The sequence below is a fragment of the Desulforhopalus sp. genome (genome assembly GCA_030247675.1).
In the GTDB taxonomy this organism is placed as follows: Bacteria; Desulfobacterota; Desulfobulbia; order Desulfobulbales; family Desulfocapsaceae; genus Desulforhopalus_A.
Genome location: JAOTRX010000011.1, coordinates 26222 through 41861, shown reverse-complemented (window position 1 = coordinate 41861; position 15640 = coordinate 26222). Strand labels below are relative to the sequence as shown.

Below are 15640 nucleotides of genomic sequence, written 5' to 3'. Positions count from 1 at the left end.
ACACAGAAAAAGGAAATCAATATGAAGCAAATAGCCCAGTTTTTTCTCGCCGGCCTCGTCTTCCTGGCAATTGTCCTCGTTTACGATGGCTTTTTTATCCTTGAGGAAGGCAAACAGGTTGTGGTGACACAATTCGGTGCACCGGTCGGCGATCCGGTTACCGAGGCAGGACTGCATTTTAAGATGCCGTTCATCCAGCATACGGAGGTCTTTGAGAAAAAGATCCAGATCTGGAATGGTGACCCGAACCAGATCCCAACCAACGATAAAACCTATGTCTACCTCGATGTCACCGCCCGGTGGCGGATCACCAATGCCCTGAAATTTCTCCAGGCGGTAAAGACGGAGGCCAGGGCACAGTCTCTGTTGAGTGACATCATTGACGGTACCGTGCGCGACATGGTCAACAAGAATGACCTGATAGAAATCATCCGCAGCTCAGACTGGTCACTTGCCACCATGTCGGAAACCACCGATCTCGACACCATCGGCTCCAAGCCGAAAAACGGTCGTGATATGATCGGCAAACACATCCTTGAAATCGCTGCCAAGATTACTCCGCAGTACGGCATCGAACTGATTGACGTGATGTTCAGGCGAGTCAACTACATCGACTCGGTTCGCCTCAAGGTTTACGAGCGAATGATTTCCGAAAGAAAGAGAATAGCAGCGGAAAAACGCTCTACGGGTGAGGGACAAAAAGCAGAGATTCTCGGTACGGTAGAACGAAAACTCCAGGAGATCCTTTCTGCCGCTAACAAGGAGGCCCTCACCATAAAAGGTAAGGCCGATGCCGAAGCAACTAAAATCTATGGAGATGCCTACTCTCTGGATCCCAACTTCTACGCTTTTCAGAAGACCCTGGAAAGTTACCAGGAAACTATCGGCAAGAATACTTCGCTTGTACTGTCTGCAGATTCCGACCTCTACCAGTATCTCAGGTCGGTAACCGGCAAGTAAACAGAACTCGTTTCAAGGAGGATCGCGGTTCCAATACGACTGCGATTCCCCTCGAAAGGGGGGCATCGGTTCAGCTCTCTTTTTCGTCGCGATCCAGGCCATCGCTGGTGCCGGGGTAGTAAGGCGCCTGGTTGACCATGAAGGGTATCCGGCCCTTGGCTGTCAACAAATCGAGAAACCGCTCCAACTGCTCCTCGTCATGAACCGCCTCAGCCTCAAGCTGTTCAAAACGGCAGTTACACTTACTCAACTGACCTTCACACCACGGACAGATCTCCACCGAACAACCAAGCAGATGATATTCGCCTTCCTCGACACCACAGGCCGGGCACTCCCCCCGATTGCCGTAGTCTCCGTCGACAATGTAGTCCTCCAGCTCCTTGACCGGTGGGCAGATTTTTAAAAACTCCTCCTGATTGGCAAGGCCCCAAAGATCCAAAACCTCTTGATCGAGTTCCACCGGATATTCCCCAAGCCAGACGACCTCATCATGAGAAACCGCATATAAATGAGCGGCCGAGGCAGAGGTCAGGACAAACAAATAAACCCCTTGCCGTTGCACTATCTTAGAAACACGGATCACAGGTTCTTCCAGGGCATCGGGCAAGGCTACATAGTGTTCCCTAAGCAGACGGAGAATCCTCGGCTGCCTTCGATACCTTTCAACCAAAGCATTCGCCTCCTCCACCGCCTGCTCGGGAACGGCATAGCGAATATAGAGACGAATTTCTTCGATAAGCTTTTCAATTTGTTGTGGTATCGCCATATCTTTTCTCAGCTAAAAAGAACTGTAGAGCGCAAAGGATAAACATCTCTCCTCTGCAGACAATAATCATCGACTCGCCGCGTGACGCGGGCGGTATCATTTTGCCAAACTGCTGCCGACCGTACAGTTGACGACCAGAGGTACATCGAGCGCCATGGCCTTCTCCATAGCTGACTTAATGATTGGCACCGTGGCCGGAATCTCCGCCTCAGGAAGCTCAAAGACCAACTCGTCATGAATTTGCAGGAGCATTCTGGCCGACAGACCGGCCAATTGCAGCGACCGTCGGCACTCGATCATCGCCAATTTAATAATATCGGCGGCGGTACCCTGGATAGGGGTGTTGATGGCCGTGCGCTCTGCAAACTCTCTTTGCGTCTTGTTTTTGGCGTTTATATCGGGGACACTTCGCCGGCGGCCAAGAAGCGTTGTAATATAGCCATCATCGCGGGCCTTTTGCACAATCTCTCCCATAAAGCGCTGCACCCCGGTATACAAAGAAAAATACCTGTCGATAAATCTCTGGGCATCTTTTCTGCCGATATCGAGCTGATTGGCAAGGCCAAAGCTACTCATGCCATAGACAATGCCAAAGTTGATGGACTTTGCCACCCGGCGCATCTCCGAGGTAACCAAAAGAGGGGACACACCGAAGATCTCGGCGGCGGTCCGGGCGTGCACATCCTCGCCTGCCCGGAAAGCGCCGAGCAAGGCCTTGTCCTGCGAATAATGAGCGAGGACACGCAGGTCGATTTGCGAATAATCGGCGGCAAGAAACACCAGCCCTTCTGCGGGGACGAAGGCCCCGCGAATGCGGCTGCCCTCTTCGGTTCGAATGGGAATATTCTGCAGATTCGGATCACTGCTGGACAATCGGCCGGTTGCCGCCACCGCCTGGTTAAAGGAGGTGTGGATCCTCCCGGTCCGCGGATCCTGCAGCTGGCTCAATTTCTCAACATAGGTCGAGAGCAGTTTTGCTACCGTTCGAAATTGCAGGACCAGCGCCGGCAATTGATGTTTTACCGCAAGTTTTTCCAACACCCCGACATCCGTTGAAAATCCGGTCTTAGTCTTGCGTCCGTGCGTCAGGCCCTGTTCCTCAAAAAGTACCTGGCCCAGCTGCCGGGGGGAGTTGATATTGAAGGGATGCCCGGCAAGTTGATATATCTGTCCTTCGAGGGTCGCAAGCTTTTCCGAAAACTCCTTTGACAGCACGGCAAGGACGGCCGGATTAATGCAGATCCCGGCGATTTCCATCTCGGAAAGGATTGCAACTATCGGCATCTCCACCCGCCAGAAGAGATCTTCCAGGCCTTTTTCCTTTAGCAAGGGTGCAAATTCCTGCCACAGTACCAAGGCCCCATAGACATCCTCGCAGCTATAATGCCCGGCTTTCTCGACATCCACATAGGCAAAGCAATTTTCACGCTTGTCGTTGCCGGTAACCTCGGAAAAACTGGTCAAACGCAAGCCCCGGGCCTGACAGAGGTCGTCAAGTTTCAAAGATCGCTCACCGCTTTCGGTAAGGTAGGCGGCAATGAGGGTATCGGCCGATCTGCCTGCAAAGTCGATGTCCCATTGCTGCTTGAAGACGGTGATATCGTACTTCAGATTATGACCAATTTTCAGAACCTTTTCAGATAGCAACAACGGTGCCACAGCCGCCTTTACCGCATCAGCTGAAAGCTGCCCCGTGACCAGGTTTTCCCGATCATCGAGGTGGCCAACCGGTATGTACCAAGCCCTTTCCAGATCCTTGGCAAGCGAGATACCAACCAGCCGGGCATGCCGGGCAGTCAGGGAAGTGGTCTCGGTATCAACGGCGAGAACCTCGGTATTTTGGAGTTCTTCGACCATGGCCGCAAGCTCTGCACCAGTACGAACCGTCATGAAACCATCACAAGGCACCGGCCGAGAGGTATCTATGCCCTTCAGGAGACTTGAAAACTCAAGCTCCGTATAGATTTTCGCCAACTGCTCGTCATCGGCCCCGACAAGTGCATAACTCGATATTTCCTCCGGGATGACGACATCTGTTTTCAAACTAATCAGCTGCCGTGACAGATAGGCCTGTTCCTTGTTGGCAACAATCTGTTCCTTTACCCGCGACTGTTTCAACTGGTCGATATGGGCATAAAGACCGTCAAGAGAACCATAGGCACTAATCAGTTTTTCCGCAGTCTTCGGTCCAACCCCGGGAACACCGGGAACATTATCGCTCGTGTCGCCAATGAGGGCAAAGAGGTCGAGAAGCAACTCCGGATACAGACCGTATTTCTGGTGAACCGCCTCCCTGTCCATCTCCCGGTCCTTCATGGGGTCCCACATAACCACATCGGCATTCACCAGCTGCAACAGGTCCTTGTCACCGGATACCAGGATCACTTTTTGACCACGACTGGTAAACAGCCGCACGGCTGAGGCAAGGATGTCATCTGCCTCGACGCCTTGCTCTTCAAGGGTGAGGATATTCGAGGCCGCCACGAAGCTCTTGATAAAAGGAATTTGAGCCTGTAAGTCATCAGGCATTGGCGGCCGGTTGGCCTTATATGCCTGATACAGTTGGTGGCGGAATACCGGTCCGCGGCTATCAAAGGCAATGGCCAGATATTTCGGCTGCTTTTCCCTGATCAGCCGTTTAACCATGTTAACAAAACCCAGTACGGCATGGGTCGGCACGCCTTTGCTATTGGAGAGGGGTGCGATTGCGTGATAGGCGCGGTAGATATAGGAGCTGCCATCGATAAGGTAGACTTCTTCTTGCAAAACCTGTTTCTCCTTCAATTACAATTCGTTACCTTGAATATCGATACTCCGCGAACAAGTTCGTTGGGTACCTTTCAGGCAGGGGCGAAAAGTATAGCTGCTTTTCCCCAATTTGTACCGTAGAATTTTTGTCATAATAGTTGCATCAAGAGCCGCAACAAAAAAAGGTCTTGAACAACAATGTCCAAGACCCTTTGGCAGCTAAGTTATCTTTGCCGATCGCTATTCGGCCGATCTCACCCACGAAGCCTGTGGGCCCTTATCACCGGTGGTCTCACCGAAGATCACGCTATCTCCTTCGGCAAGATCTTCCATGTTGACATTTTTCAGCGCATTTTCATGAAAATAGATATCCCGTTTGTCTGAAGACATAATAAAACCGTACGACTCGTGCGGCGAAAGCTTCCTGATTATTCCAACATTATCTACTCCATCTCCAGCACTGGGCGCCTTTTGGGTTTTCCTTTTCTTGCGCTGAATCTCTTTTAGTTGCAGTGTCAACACATCGAATGATTCCGTCAGTACGGCGCGAACAGACTCGCCATTTCTTGTCACAACGACCGTATCGTTTGGCACCGTTGCAACAAGTTTGATCTCATACCCTCCCTCTTTGTAATGGGTTGTGGCTTCAATGCTGATACGTAAATGAAGTACAAAATTGGGATAATGACGAACGAGCTTTTCCTGCTCTTCACTAATCTTCGTCTGCCAACTCTTACGCAACTCAACATTTCGGGCTTCGATCTTCAGTTCCATAGATTTCCTCCATCTCGGATTCAAACAATGGCATTCCACTGTTCGTATCATGCATCGCAAGATGCAATTCCTTGTCGATCGCACCAGATCCTCAGGCTGGTCTGAAAGCAACTATGGCTGCTGCGACCATTTTGACCAGATGAGACCGACTCTTACCTATATTATATTCTCCTCACTTTGAGAATCAAGCAAGGTCCCCTGCTTTTCCACTTGCCGCACAATGTCGTCGCAGATAATTGATGGGCTTCGACAAGATTTCTGGCCAAGCCTGCCCTTTCCTAGTAGAATGATAACGGTTTTTCAGCCGTTCCTCTTTGGCCTGCAATTCTTGCTGTCAAGGATTTTTCTGCATACCCTTTCTGGGCAATATGTGCCGCCATTGCTTCTGCTTTTACAGGGGAAGTGGTTCGGGAAATTTTGCCATCGTTTGTAAAGCCGCACGTCAAATCCCGGGGAAAAACTCTCTTCGCAACACCCCAGCAACTTGAGAAATACACGGAGAATACTAGTGAAAAACAACACGACAGGGATTGTTCTGGTCAACATGGGCGGCCCCGACACCTTGGATGATGTCCAACCCTTTCTCTATAATCTTTTTTGCGACCGCGAGATAATCCGATTAGGACCTGCCTTCATGCAGAAACCGCTTGCCTGGCTTATCTCCAAAAGGCGAGCACCGAAAAGCAGTGCCAATTATGCGAAAATCGGCGGTGGCTCACCACTCAAGGCAATTACCTTCAGCCAAGCCATGGCGCTGGAGGCATCCCTTCGAAATGACGGCGATTACATCGTCACCGTGGCCATGAGGTATTGGCCGCCAATGGCCGAAGAAGCAATTACAACCCTTCTTCAACGCGGCGTAGGCCAGATACTCCTTTTGACCCTTTACCCCCATTTTTCAAAGGCGACAACCGGCTCATCGATACGGCATTTTCGCAGTGCGTTGAACCGAATTGCCCCCGAGACCCCGCTGAAAATCATCGCCTCATGGCCCAGTCAACCATCCTATATCCGCGCTTTAGCCGAGAATATCACTGAGGGACTAGGCACATTCAAGGGCCAGAAGGTGTCTCTCGTATACAGCGCCCACAGTCTCCCGGTGTCTTTTATCGAAGAAGGCGACCCCTATGTCGAGCACATCAGCCAAACTATCCAGGCAATCGAGAAAATCATCGGGGTGCAGGGCAGGCTTTGTTACCAAAGCAGGAGTGGCCCGGTCGAATGGCTGTCACCCTCTATTCCGGAAATGCTCGACCAACTGGCGCGGGAGGGATGCAAAAACATCCTTATGGTGCCGATCAGTTTTGTCTCGGATCACATTGAGACACTTTTCGAACTGAACATCCTTTATAAGGATAAAGCGGCGCAACTGGGAATGATTTTACGGACCTGTGAATCCCTTAATATCAACCCTACCTTTATTGCCGGTTTGCGCGAACTTGTCCTGCAAATGGAAGAAGAGAATCATCTCTAACCTGAATCCACCTTTAAGCCAGGGGCTGCAAGGGGTAAACTGAGGCAGTCAGGGTCGTGCTCACCCCAGCGCGGAACGCCTGGTACACCATCTGAAGCAACTCTTTATGTGGGCTAGAGATTAGTCTTTTGACAAGGAATTTGGAAAACGCCGCATCCGTACGTTCATCAGTATCCCAAGACCAATCATGGTCGTCATGAGGGACGATCCGCCGTAGGAAAAGAGGGGTAATGGGATCCCAACCACCGGTAAAAATCCCAAAACCATGCAAAGATTTATCGCTGCCTGCCAAAATATAAGGGCCACAACGCCAAAAGCCAATAATACCCCAAAACGGTCCTTGGCGTACATTGCCACGTATAACCCCCACAGAATCAGGAGAAAGTAGGTGCCGATAAAAATCGCACTCCCGGCAAAACCCCACTCCTCACCCCAAACGGAAAAGGCAAAATCGGTATGCCTTTCAGGCAAGAAATGCAGATGCCCCTGGGTACCCTCCATATATCCCTTGCCAAACTTGCCTCCGCTGCCCACAGCGATCTTCGACTGCAGGACTTGGTAGCCGTGACCCATTGGGTCCTGCTCAGGATCGAGAAAGGTCCAGATTCGCTGTTTCTGATACGGTCGCAACACCTTCTCCCAGGCAAATATACCAAGCCCCAAGGCCAGACTGCCCATGACAATATAGGTGGACATTTTCAAACGAACAAACATCGCCATTGATACGAAAATGATACCAAGCATCATTGCCGTGCCAAGGTCCGGCTGCAGAAGGATCAGCACAAACGGAATAGCGGTGAGGACGATCGGTACAATGAGGTCCTTGATCGAATATCCCTCGGTTAATTCCTTCCTGGAAAAATAGCTGGCCAAGGTGATGATGAGCATCAGTTTGGCCGGTTCCGACGGTTGCAGCTTAAAAAATCCGAGGTTGATCCAGCGTTGCGCCCCACCCGCGGTATTTCCGATGGTTTCCGCCAAGATAAGCAGGATAATGACCGTCACATAAACGGGATAGTTCCAAGAATGCAACTTCTGATAGTCAAAACTGATGACAAAGAGAAAAGCGCCAAAGGCCATGAGGAAAAAATAGGCCTGTTTGACATAGGGTGGAAGACCGGAGACTCTCGGTGGGAAAGATGCGCTGTACAGGTTAAAGAAAGCCATTATGCATACCAAAAAAATCAGCAGCAGCAATATCACGTCGAAATGCTCAATCAACCTTCGGTCTATGCGAATCATTCTATCGTCCCGTCGTCCTGATCAATTATCACCGGCTCCACCTTCCCCGTAGCCTTGACATCCAACTTCCCATGGAAATACTGATTTAAAATAGCCCTGGCAATAGGTCCTGCCCCCGATCCCCCATGCAAGCCATGTTCGACGAGAACTGTCACGGCGATTTCCGGATTGTCCGCCGGGGCATAACAGGTAAACCAGGCGTGATCCCTGACTTCATACGGAATGGCCGACTCCTTCAGGCCACGATACTGGGCGAGGCGTACAACCTGGGCGGTACCGGTCTTGCCGGCAATCCGTAGGCCCTCAATTGCAACGTTGCGAGCCGTCCCAGCCTTCCCCTGAACCACCTCTTCCATTCCTTTGCGAATTAACTTGAAATATTTTTCCATTCCAGGAAGTTGGCTGACCAGTTCCGGAGCAAAATTTTCGACGATGGTCCCCTCTAAATCGACGACTTGCTCAACGAGTTTTGGTCGATACACCTTGCCGCCATTGGCCAAAGCTGAAGTCATCACACAGACCTGCAACGGACTGACCAGGTTATAGCCCTGACCTATAGCGACGGAAAGCGTTTCCCCGTCCTGCCATTTGGCTTTGCGATTTTTGAGTTTCCATTTTTTGGTGGGTGCCAAACCCTCTTTCTCGTACTCCATTTCTACGCCGGTTTTGGCCCCGAGGCCTAGTTTCATCGCATACTCAGACAATGCATCGACACCAACCCGCTGTCCTACCTGGTAAAAATAGACATCGCAGGACTCTCCAATTGCCCTGTTCAGGCTGACCGCGCCATGGCCACTATGCCTCCAGCACTTATAGGTCCTGTTGCCAAAGGTATATGATCCCGGACAAAAGACTCCGGTATTTTCATCAATGGCACCTTTCGCAAGCCCTGTTAAGGCCGTCACCATTTTATACGTCGACCCGGGTGGATATGTTGCCTGCACAACCTTATTGATAAGCGGATGTTTAGGGTTATCAAGTAAAGCCTTCCACTGTTCCTGTGATATGCCACCGATAAATTCTTTTATTCGGATGCTGGGAGCAGACACCGCGACCAGTAATCGCCCTGTATTGACCTCCATGACCACAACGGCTCCGGATTTTTCTCCGGCCGCCATATAACTCTCGGCTATCTGTTGCAAATCGACATCAAGGGTTAAGCGAATTTCCTTTCCAGAAAGGGGCTCAACTTTTTCTAACTGCTTTTGCTCAAAACCCTTGGCATCAACCTCGGAATAACTTTGCCCCTTTTTGCCCCGCAGATCTTTCTCGCGGAGTCGTTCGATACCTTTCTTGCCAATGATATCTTCGCCGGAATATATGCTTTTGTCCGATTCATCGAGCTCTTTCTTGGAAATTGCCCCGAGATAGCCAATCGTATTCGCGGCAAGATCTTCATAATGATAGACGCGAACCGGCTGTACCTCAATACGTATACCTGAGAATTCGCGGTTATGATTTTCCAGATAGGCGAGGGTCTGCCAATCAATATCCTCCTTCAATCGCACCGGCATATACCGGGGATTGCCGGCAGCCTCCCGAACCTTCGTCCACAGGTCATTTATATCAACACCAAGTACCGGCGACAATCTTTTGAGAACATCGCCAATATCATTTGAATCCTCTTGAATAAGCAGGACATCGAAAGAAGGCCGGTTGGTGACGATCTCTCTGCCATTTCGATCAAGAATATGGCCTCTCGGTGCGGCAATTTGTCGTATTCTGACCCGATTGCCATACGACCGTTTCTCATACTCAGGACCATCGGTGATCTGCAAGGTCCACAGCCGGAGAATGATGATCACGAAGAAAAAAAGCACGACTATCGCTACGCCGAGCAGCCTTTTTTTCAATAAATCGAGGGAAGCGTCATCGCGCTCTTCGATATCCTCAATTTCCTTGAAGGCCAATTTTAGACCAGTTTCATCTTCTGGATTCATATTGCCCGCTGGGAGCGTCTCCGAGGCGGTTTACCACGGAGACGCCGCTTGAGGATGTATTCGTACAATCCATTAAACAGAACAAAGAGTGGCACCGCGGCCAAGATCACCAAAATCGTTCTTTGCAGAGCTGCGGGCCATGACCATTCCGGAAGCATGTCGGGCAAGAGTATTGAATTGATAAAGTAAAAGAGAATCTGCGCGAGAAAATAACTCAAGCCGACAAGAGGTATTTGATAGGTTGATTCCTTTATAGGATTGCGATTTGTTAACGTTTTCAGAGCAGTAAAAGCAAGAAGACACACTAGAGGATACAAACCGAGATAGATGCCGGCGACGACATCCATAATCCAACTCAAAACAAAAACCAATATTATTCCGGGAATCCATGCAAAGCGGTAGGCAATGAAGGAAACCAGAATAAATACCAAATCCGGCCTTCCTAACCACGGTGGTAAAAACTCAAGGACGGTAGTTTGGGCAACGATTAAGGCGACACCAACCACCCAAAACACAATTACCAGCATCGGCAAAACTACCTCTCTGGCGTCAGGTTCATGGAATCTAAAATGGCCTTGCGATCCGTAGGATCAATCAAAACATATTCCAATTTTTGAAAATCTATATTCGGCTGGACTTCAATTTCCTGGAACATACCCCGCTGTTTCTTTTCAATCTTGGAAATCTTGCCAACTGGTATTCCAGCCGGGAAAACCCCGCCGATTCCGGCAGTAACGACATGGTCTCCCACCTCAACGTCAGCATTTTTCAGCACATATTGTAAGGTAAAGCCCTTTTCTCCAGCCCCTTTCAGAATTCCTCGTGTCCGGTTTTTCTGGACCATGGCGTCAATGGCGCTGCTCGGGGCATTGGCAAGGAGGATCTTCGAGTAGTTCTCCCCGGTGTGCATGATTTGCCCGACAACACCACCGGGTGCCAAAGCAATCATTCCCTCCAACACATCGTCCTTTTTGCCACGGTCAACAACGATGGTCTGGTACCAAAAGGCAGGTTCCTTCCCGACCACTCTGGCGGTGAGGGGCTGGAAGGTCAACTTCTCTTTTACCGCCAAAAGTTCCTGGAGATGACGGTAGGTGCTGTAACCTTCACGGTATTCCCCAAGTTCTGTGAGGTATTTGTCGATTTGTGCTTGGAGTTGTTTGTTCTCAGCCCGCACATTCACTAGGGCGAGATAATCGTTTTTAAGACTGACGATCCCGGAAAACGTCCGAGTTACAGTGCCTTGTAAAGGTCCGATAAAATCGAGGGTCAATTGATGAGGTGCCCCAAACCGGCCACCAAGCATGGCGGCAAGTAACAACAAACCCACTACAAGCAAGATTGTTATCAGCAACAGGATTCTGATGGTGGAGCCAATCGATCGATCCTGTTTAGCTTTGGTATTCTTTCGCACAGATCACAACTATTGAAGACAAGACACGGGGCGCCGGCGAATCACCATTCACCGGCGCGAGCAGTTAGTACAAGCCTATGACTGGCGGCTATTCAATGGTTACTTCCCTGAGAATATCAAGATTATCAAGAGCCTTTCCCGAACCGAGGACAACTGACGATAAAGGATCTTCAGCGACGATAATCGGCATACCGGTCGCCTCTTTCAAGCACTTATCAAGGTTTTTCAGAAGCGCCCCTCCTCCGGTCAGGACGATACCATTATCGACGATATCAGCAGCCAACTCAGGTGGTGTAACCTCAAGGGCGACTCGTACCGCCTCGACAATCACATCCACCTGCTCAGCTATTGCCGATTGTATTTCCTCAGCAGTAACCTGCAGGGTTTTGGGGACCCCCGAGACCAAATCCCTCCCTTTTATATTCATCGTTTCATATGGTTCTTCGGGCATTACATTACCGATGGTGGTCTTGATCAACTCAGCGGTCCGCTCGCCGATTGCCAGGTTATGTTTACGCTTAATGTACTGCAGAATCGCCTCGTCCATTTTGTCACCGGCGACTCTCACTGATTTCGCATAAACAATCCCGGCCAGAGAAATGACTGCAACTTCGGTGGTCCCACCACCGATGTCGATAATCATGTTGGCGGTTGGCTCGGTTATCGGCAAACCAGCGCCTATTGCGGCGGCCATCGGCTCCTCTATGAGAAAGACTTCTCTGGCACCTGCAGATTCAGCGGATTCCCGAACGGCTCTCTTCTCGACTTGGGTGATACCTGAGGGAACCGAAATAATGATCCGCGGATGCACCAGAGTCCTTCTGTTATGCACCTTATTTATGAAATACCGGAGCATCGCCTCAGTAACCTCGAAATCGGCAATAACCCCGTCCTTAATGGGGCGAATCGCTACGATATTTCCGGGAGTCTTGCCAAGCATCATTTTTGCTTCCTGGCCAACAGCCAGAACCTTGCTCATCCTGCCATCTTGCCGTACCGCAACAACTGAGGGCTCTCTCAGGACAATTCCTTTACCTTTTACATACAAAACCGTATTTGCCGTCCCAAGATCAATCGCCAGATCATTGGATAAAAATCGATATAAAAAATTAAATGGTGAATACATGTATTCTTCCTTGAGATAAGATAAGAGAAACCCGGTCCAACCTTGAGAATGTTTCTGTCTAATGCCGGATTGTGACGTTGATCCTTGACGAGAGTGTATATTTTGTGAAAAAGACAACCACCCTCAAGAAACCGAGAAGCATACCAAACCTCAATTTCGTTAGCAACAACTATGCTATTTTTTTATAAAAAGATTGCCCTGTTTTCTGTTGACACATCTTTGAAAGCTTGTTAATGATAGCCGTGTTTTTTGGATGTGCAAATTTTGGGGCTATAGCTCAGCTGGGAGAGCGCTTGACTGGCAGTCAAGAGGTCGTCGGTTCGATCCCGTCTAGCTCCACCAATAGTTTGATATTATTAGAAAAGTAGTTGATTTAAGGCCATCTTGTCCACCTTCTTGTACACGGAGGTTGACCAAGGATGGCCTTTAGTCGTTTTAACGCTCCTGAATATCTTCAACAGACCCCGACAGGACTATTCATCTTCCGTATGCGGGTTCCCCTTGATTGTCGCTCGATCATCCCTCAAAGAGAACTCAAGTACAGCTTAAAGACACGCTGTGTCTACACTGCGAGGAAACACTTGGCCAGTCTCCTGCCAGTTGTCCAAGGTCTTTTCGAGGATGCACGCCGCTGTATTTACTGTGATAACAAGGCAGTAGCCGAGACACTCCAATGGCCGTCCATTACTCCAGCCATCAAGGGGATGATCAAGCAGGCGCGGCTTTCCTCAGTTACGCAGAGTTTCCTGCGTCTTCCTCCCCTACTCGTTTCATCAGCAATCGAAGCTACTGATAGGCCAACCGAAACAAGCAATGTCTCCCCTGCAACACTGAGTCAGGTTGCAACCGCCAAGGACCAAGGTCAGGTCAACTCTGTGGAAACCAAGGGTATATCTGTGACCAAATCTGTGTACACAATTCGCCGTAGGTCTGCTGAAACTCCTTATTCCACGGGCCTTCCAGAGACAAAGCCATTGTCCACAAAGGTGTACACCGAAGGCAATCAAACCATAGAGAATTCCCCGACAACTTTGTTTACCGCTAAAAAGACTACGGCTATCGGTTCACATCGAACGGCAGCCAAAATCTTCACCTTCACTGATATACAAGACGCCTTCTTCAAAGAAAAGGAGGTCGCCCAAGCATGGCGAGAGAAAACAGAAGAAGATCACAAAGCGGTATTCAATCTCTTCCTGGAGATATTCGGTGACATTCCTGCCGATGCCATCGACAAAGGGATCATGCGCGATTTCAAAGCGGTAATCGTCCAACTCCCGCCGAACATGCGAAAGATTCCAAAGTTTACAACCAAGTCAATTGCTGAGATCATCGCGACGAAACCGAAAAAGACCCTGAGCGCCCACACAGTCAACAAGTATATCTCCCGCCTGAGTAATCTCTTTTCCTTTGCTGTCTCCCATGGATACATGCAGGTCAATCCAGCCGGTGGCTTCAAAGTAAAACTCCACAGTCGACCCGATGAAGAACGAGAAGCTTACACCATTGAAGACTTGCAGAAACTCTTCGACACCCCGGACACTTCCCAGCCCTCCCGGTATTGGGCACCATTGATAGCCCTGTATGCCGGTTGTCGACTTGAGGAAATCTGCCAACTTCATCTTGAAGACATCAGGCAAGAAGGTGACGTTTGGGTTTTCGATATCAACAATAGAGGAGAGAAGGTATTGAAGAATCTTTCAAGCGTTCGTCTGGTGCCAATTCATCCCCAATTGGTTGACCTCGGTCTCCTAAAATACACAGAACAACTTAAGGCACGGGGGGAAACCAGGCTATTCCCAGAGCTGCGACGAAGGCGTGATGGTTACGGCCAAATGGTCGGCAGATGGTTCCAATATTTCAAAAAGCTCAGAGGAATCGGCCAGGGCAAGACCTTCCATTCATTCCGGCACACCTTCATTACTCACCTGAAACACAAGCAGGTTGACCCCTTTATGATCCATGAACTCGATGGGCATACAATCAACTCGGAGACCATGGGGCGCTATGGGAAGCGGTATACGCCTGAGATACTGTTGAGGGAAGCAATCGAAAAAATTGACTATGGCATTGAATTGAATGTGGCCTACCAAAGGTGACACCAGGCTACACCAGATCAGGCGCTTGGATCAACCAAAGCAATCATCCGTTGGCTATCCCATAAGGAGGCTAGCGACAACCCAAACAGACAAAAGGAGAACACAGCATGAACAGCGTAACCGTAAACATCAGAAAAGAAGAGTCCACCGATTCAGCAATTATCATTGAGGCAATCCAGGGTAGCTATGTTTGTGTCGAGGATATTGCGAATAATCACGACCACTTCACGGACTGGACAGACATTTCGGAAGCACAGAGGGAAGAAATTGACTTGGCAGTTACAGAGCTTCACCGGGCGGCTGGGGTCTTGCAAGAGTTGATCAAAGCAACCTCTGTGTCGTCTGTAGGGTAACGGGGGGCAGGGTAGGCCGGGGGAAGCAAGAGAGAAAATTGATTATGGCTTTAGCTTCCCCAACCTTTGATATTGACTATCCAAATACACAGTTGTAGTGTCCTCGATTCTTAAAGCTAATATGCTAAATTTAAAAGATAACTATGGAGTAATCGACATGCGTAACCTGGCCATTCTTCTGATCTTTGCGTCTTTATTTCTTACCGGATGTGCGGGAATAAAAAACAACAACATAGCCGTTATAGGTGATGGCGCATTTCCAAGGGATAATGACAAGGAGAAAACAAGGATTTTTTATAGAGTGATCTATCACTCAAACATGGACATAAGCTCAACAACTATTTCCGAAAACGCACAGGAGGGAGAATTCATTCGTGCAGTAAGAAATTCCGAGTGCTGCACAGTAACGACCGATGAAACTAATTCAGATGTTCAAGTTAGAGTAACAATTAATAAATATGAAAACCCACTCGGTCTGATTCCAGCAGTTATTACTGGCGCAAGCTTTTATATAATCCCATCTTGGGCAACATCTGAATACACCTTTAATGTAAACGTTGTGGCTCAGAATAAACAGGTTCATAATTACGAGGTGAAGGATGCATGGACTCTTGTCCAATGGTTCCCAATGATGTTTGTCTTCCCATTTGCGACACCTGACAATGCAGAAGAACATGTATTAAGAAATATGCATAAATACTTGTTATATATTCTAAAAAACGACAATATCATTTAATGTCACCTTTG

At 49.2% G+C, this 15640-nt stretch carries 13 protein-coding genes and 1 tRNA gene; 6 read left to right on the top strand and 8 right to left on the bottom strand.

The features are described from left to right. Positions 1-21 precede the first annotated feature (21 nt). Positions 22-960 (top strand): protease modulator HflC, encoded by a 939-nt coding sequence (hflC, locus tag OEL83_19410; protein ID MDK9709216.1) that lies wholly within the window; start codon positions 22-24, stop codon positions 958-960. Between the two features lie 70 nt (positions 961-1030). Here hflC and OEL83_19405 read toward each other — a convergent pair whose 3' ends face one another. From OEL83_19405 to OEL83_19395, 3 genes are all read right to left on the bottom strand, one after another. Continuing rightward, positions 1031-1726 carry a hypothetical protein gene (locus tag OEL83_19405; GenBank protein ID MDK9709215.1) on the bottom strand — a complete coding sequence of 232 codons (696 nt, stop codon included), beginning with the start codon at positions 1724-1726 and terminating at the stop codon, positions 1031-1033. Positions 1727-1822: 96 nt separating this feature from the next. Further along, entirely contained in the window at positions 1823-4492 is a 2670-nt protein-coding gene (polA, locus tag OEL83_19400) for a DNA polymerase I (protein MDK9709214.1), read from the bottom strand. Positions 4493-4714: 222 nt separating this feature from the next. Further along, entirely contained in the window at positions 4715-5248 is a 534-nt protein-coding gene (locus OEL83_19395) for a cold shock domain-containing protein (GenBank protein MDK9709213.1), read from the bottom strand. Between the two features lie 508 nt (positions 5249-5756). On the opposite strand from OEL83_19395, the gene hemH reads away from it, so the two are divergent. Beyond that, positions 5757-6722 carry a ferrochelatase gene (gene hemH, locus OEL83_19390; protein MDK9709212.1) on the top strand — a complete coding sequence of 322 codons (966 nt, stop codon included), beginning with the start codon at positions 5757-5759 and terminating at the stop codon, positions 6720-6722. A gap of 120 nt (positions 6723-6842) precedes the next feature. Here hemH and rodA read toward each other — a convergent pair whose 3' ends face one another. From rodA to OEL83_19365, 5 genes are all read right to left on the bottom strand, one after another. Then, entirely contained in the window at positions 6843-7964 is a 1122-nt protein-coding gene (rodA, locus tag OEL83_19385; protein ID MDK9709211.1) for a rod shape-determining protein RodA, read from the bottom strand. Further along, positions 7961-9904, bottom strand: a complete 1944-nt coding sequence (gene mrdA, locus OEL83_19380) for a penicillin-binding protein 2 (protein MDK9709210.1) — start codon at positions 9902-9904, stop codon at positions 7961-7963. Before mrdA ends, rodA begins: the two co-directional genes overlap by 4 nt. After that, positions 9901-10431: a rod shape-determining protein MreD gene (gene mreD / locus OEL83_19375; GenBank protein MDK9709209.1), complete on the bottom strand. Its 531-nt coding sequence runs from the start codon at positions 10429-10431 to the stop codon at positions 9901-9903. Before mreD ends, mrdA begins: the two co-directional genes overlap by 4 nt. Before the next feature lie 8 nt (positions 10432-10439). Beyond that, entirely contained in the window at positions 10440-11258 is an 819-nt protein-coding gene (mreC, locus tag OEL83_19370; GenBank protein ID MDK9709208.1) for a rod shape-determining protein MreC, read from the bottom strand. Positions 11259-11406: 148 nt separating this feature from the next. Continuing rightward, positions 11407-12444 (bottom strand): rod shape-determining protein, encoded by a 1038-nt coding sequence (locus OEL83_19365; protein MDK9709207.1) that lies wholly within the window; start codon positions 12442-12444, stop codon positions 11407-11409. Positions 12445-12710: 266 nt separating this feature from the next. Between OEL83_19365 and OEL83_19360 the strand changes: the two genes are divergently transcribed. The 4 genes from OEL83_19360 to OEL83_19345 all read left to right on the top strand — a co-directional run bounded on the left by OEL83_19360 (position 12711) and on the right by OEL83_19345 (position 15629). After that, a tRNA-Ala gene (locus tag OEL83_19360) sits at positions 12711-12786 on the top strand. A gap of 632 nt (positions 12787-13418) precedes the next feature. Then, the gene (locus OEL83_19355; protein ID MDK9709206.1) at positions 13419-14540 is read left to right on the top strand and encodes a site-specific integrase; all 1122 of its coding nucleotides are present in this window, start codon (positions 13419-13421) and stop codon (positions 14538-14540) included. A gap of 107 nt (positions 14541-14647) precedes the next feature. After that, the gene (locus OEL83_19350) at positions 14648-14893 is read left to right on the top strand and encodes a hypothetical protein (GenBank protein MDK9709205.1); all 246 of its coding nucleotides are present in this window, start codon (positions 14648-14650) and stop codon (positions 14891-14893) included. A gap of 157 nt (positions 14894-15050) precedes the next feature. Then, the gene (locus tag OEL83_19345; GenBank protein MDK9709204.1) at positions 15051-15629 is read left to right on the top strand and encodes a hypothetical protein; all 579 of its coding nucleotides are present in this window, start codon (positions 15051-15053) and stop codon (positions 15627-15629) included. Positions 15630-15640: the final 11 nt, after the last annotated feature.

Bases quoted from the DNA above. Each gene is read 5' to 3' on its own strand.
- OEL83_19345 (MDK9709204.1), top strand. From the start codon at position 15,051: ATGCGTAACCTGGCCATTCTTCTGATCTTTGCGTCTTTATTTCTTACC.
- mreD (MDK9709209.1), bottom strand. From the start codon at position 10,431: ATGCTGGTAATTGTGTTTTGGGTGGTTGGTGTCGCCTTAATCGTTGCC.
- OEL83_19405 (MDK9709215.1), bottom strand. From the start codon at position 1,726: ATGGCGATACCACAACAAATTGAAAAGCTTATCGAAGAAATTCGTCTC.
- OEL83_19350 (MDK9709205.1), top strand. From the start codon at position 14,648: ATGAACAGCGTAACCGTAAACATCAGAAAAGAAGAGTCCACCGATTCA.
- hflC (MDK9709216.1), top strand. From the start codon at position 22: ATGAAGCAAATAGCCCAGTTTTTTCTCGCCGGCCTCGTCTTCCTGGCA.
- rodA (MDK9709211.1), bottom strand. From the start codon at position 7,964: ATGATTCGCATAGACCGAAGGTTGATTGAGCATTTCGACGTGATATTG.
- OEL83_19365 (MDK9709207.1), bottom strand. From the start codon at position 12,444: ATGTATTCACCATTTAATTTTTTATATCGATTTTTATCCAATGATCTG.
- mrdA (MDK9709210.1), bottom strand. From the start codon at position 9,904: ATGAATCCAGAAGATGAAACTGGTCTAAAATTGGCCTTCAAGGAAATT.
- OEL83_19395 (MDK9709213.1), bottom strand. From the start codon at position 5,248: ATGGAACTGAAGATCGAAGCCCGAAATGTTGAGTTGCGTAAGAGTTGG.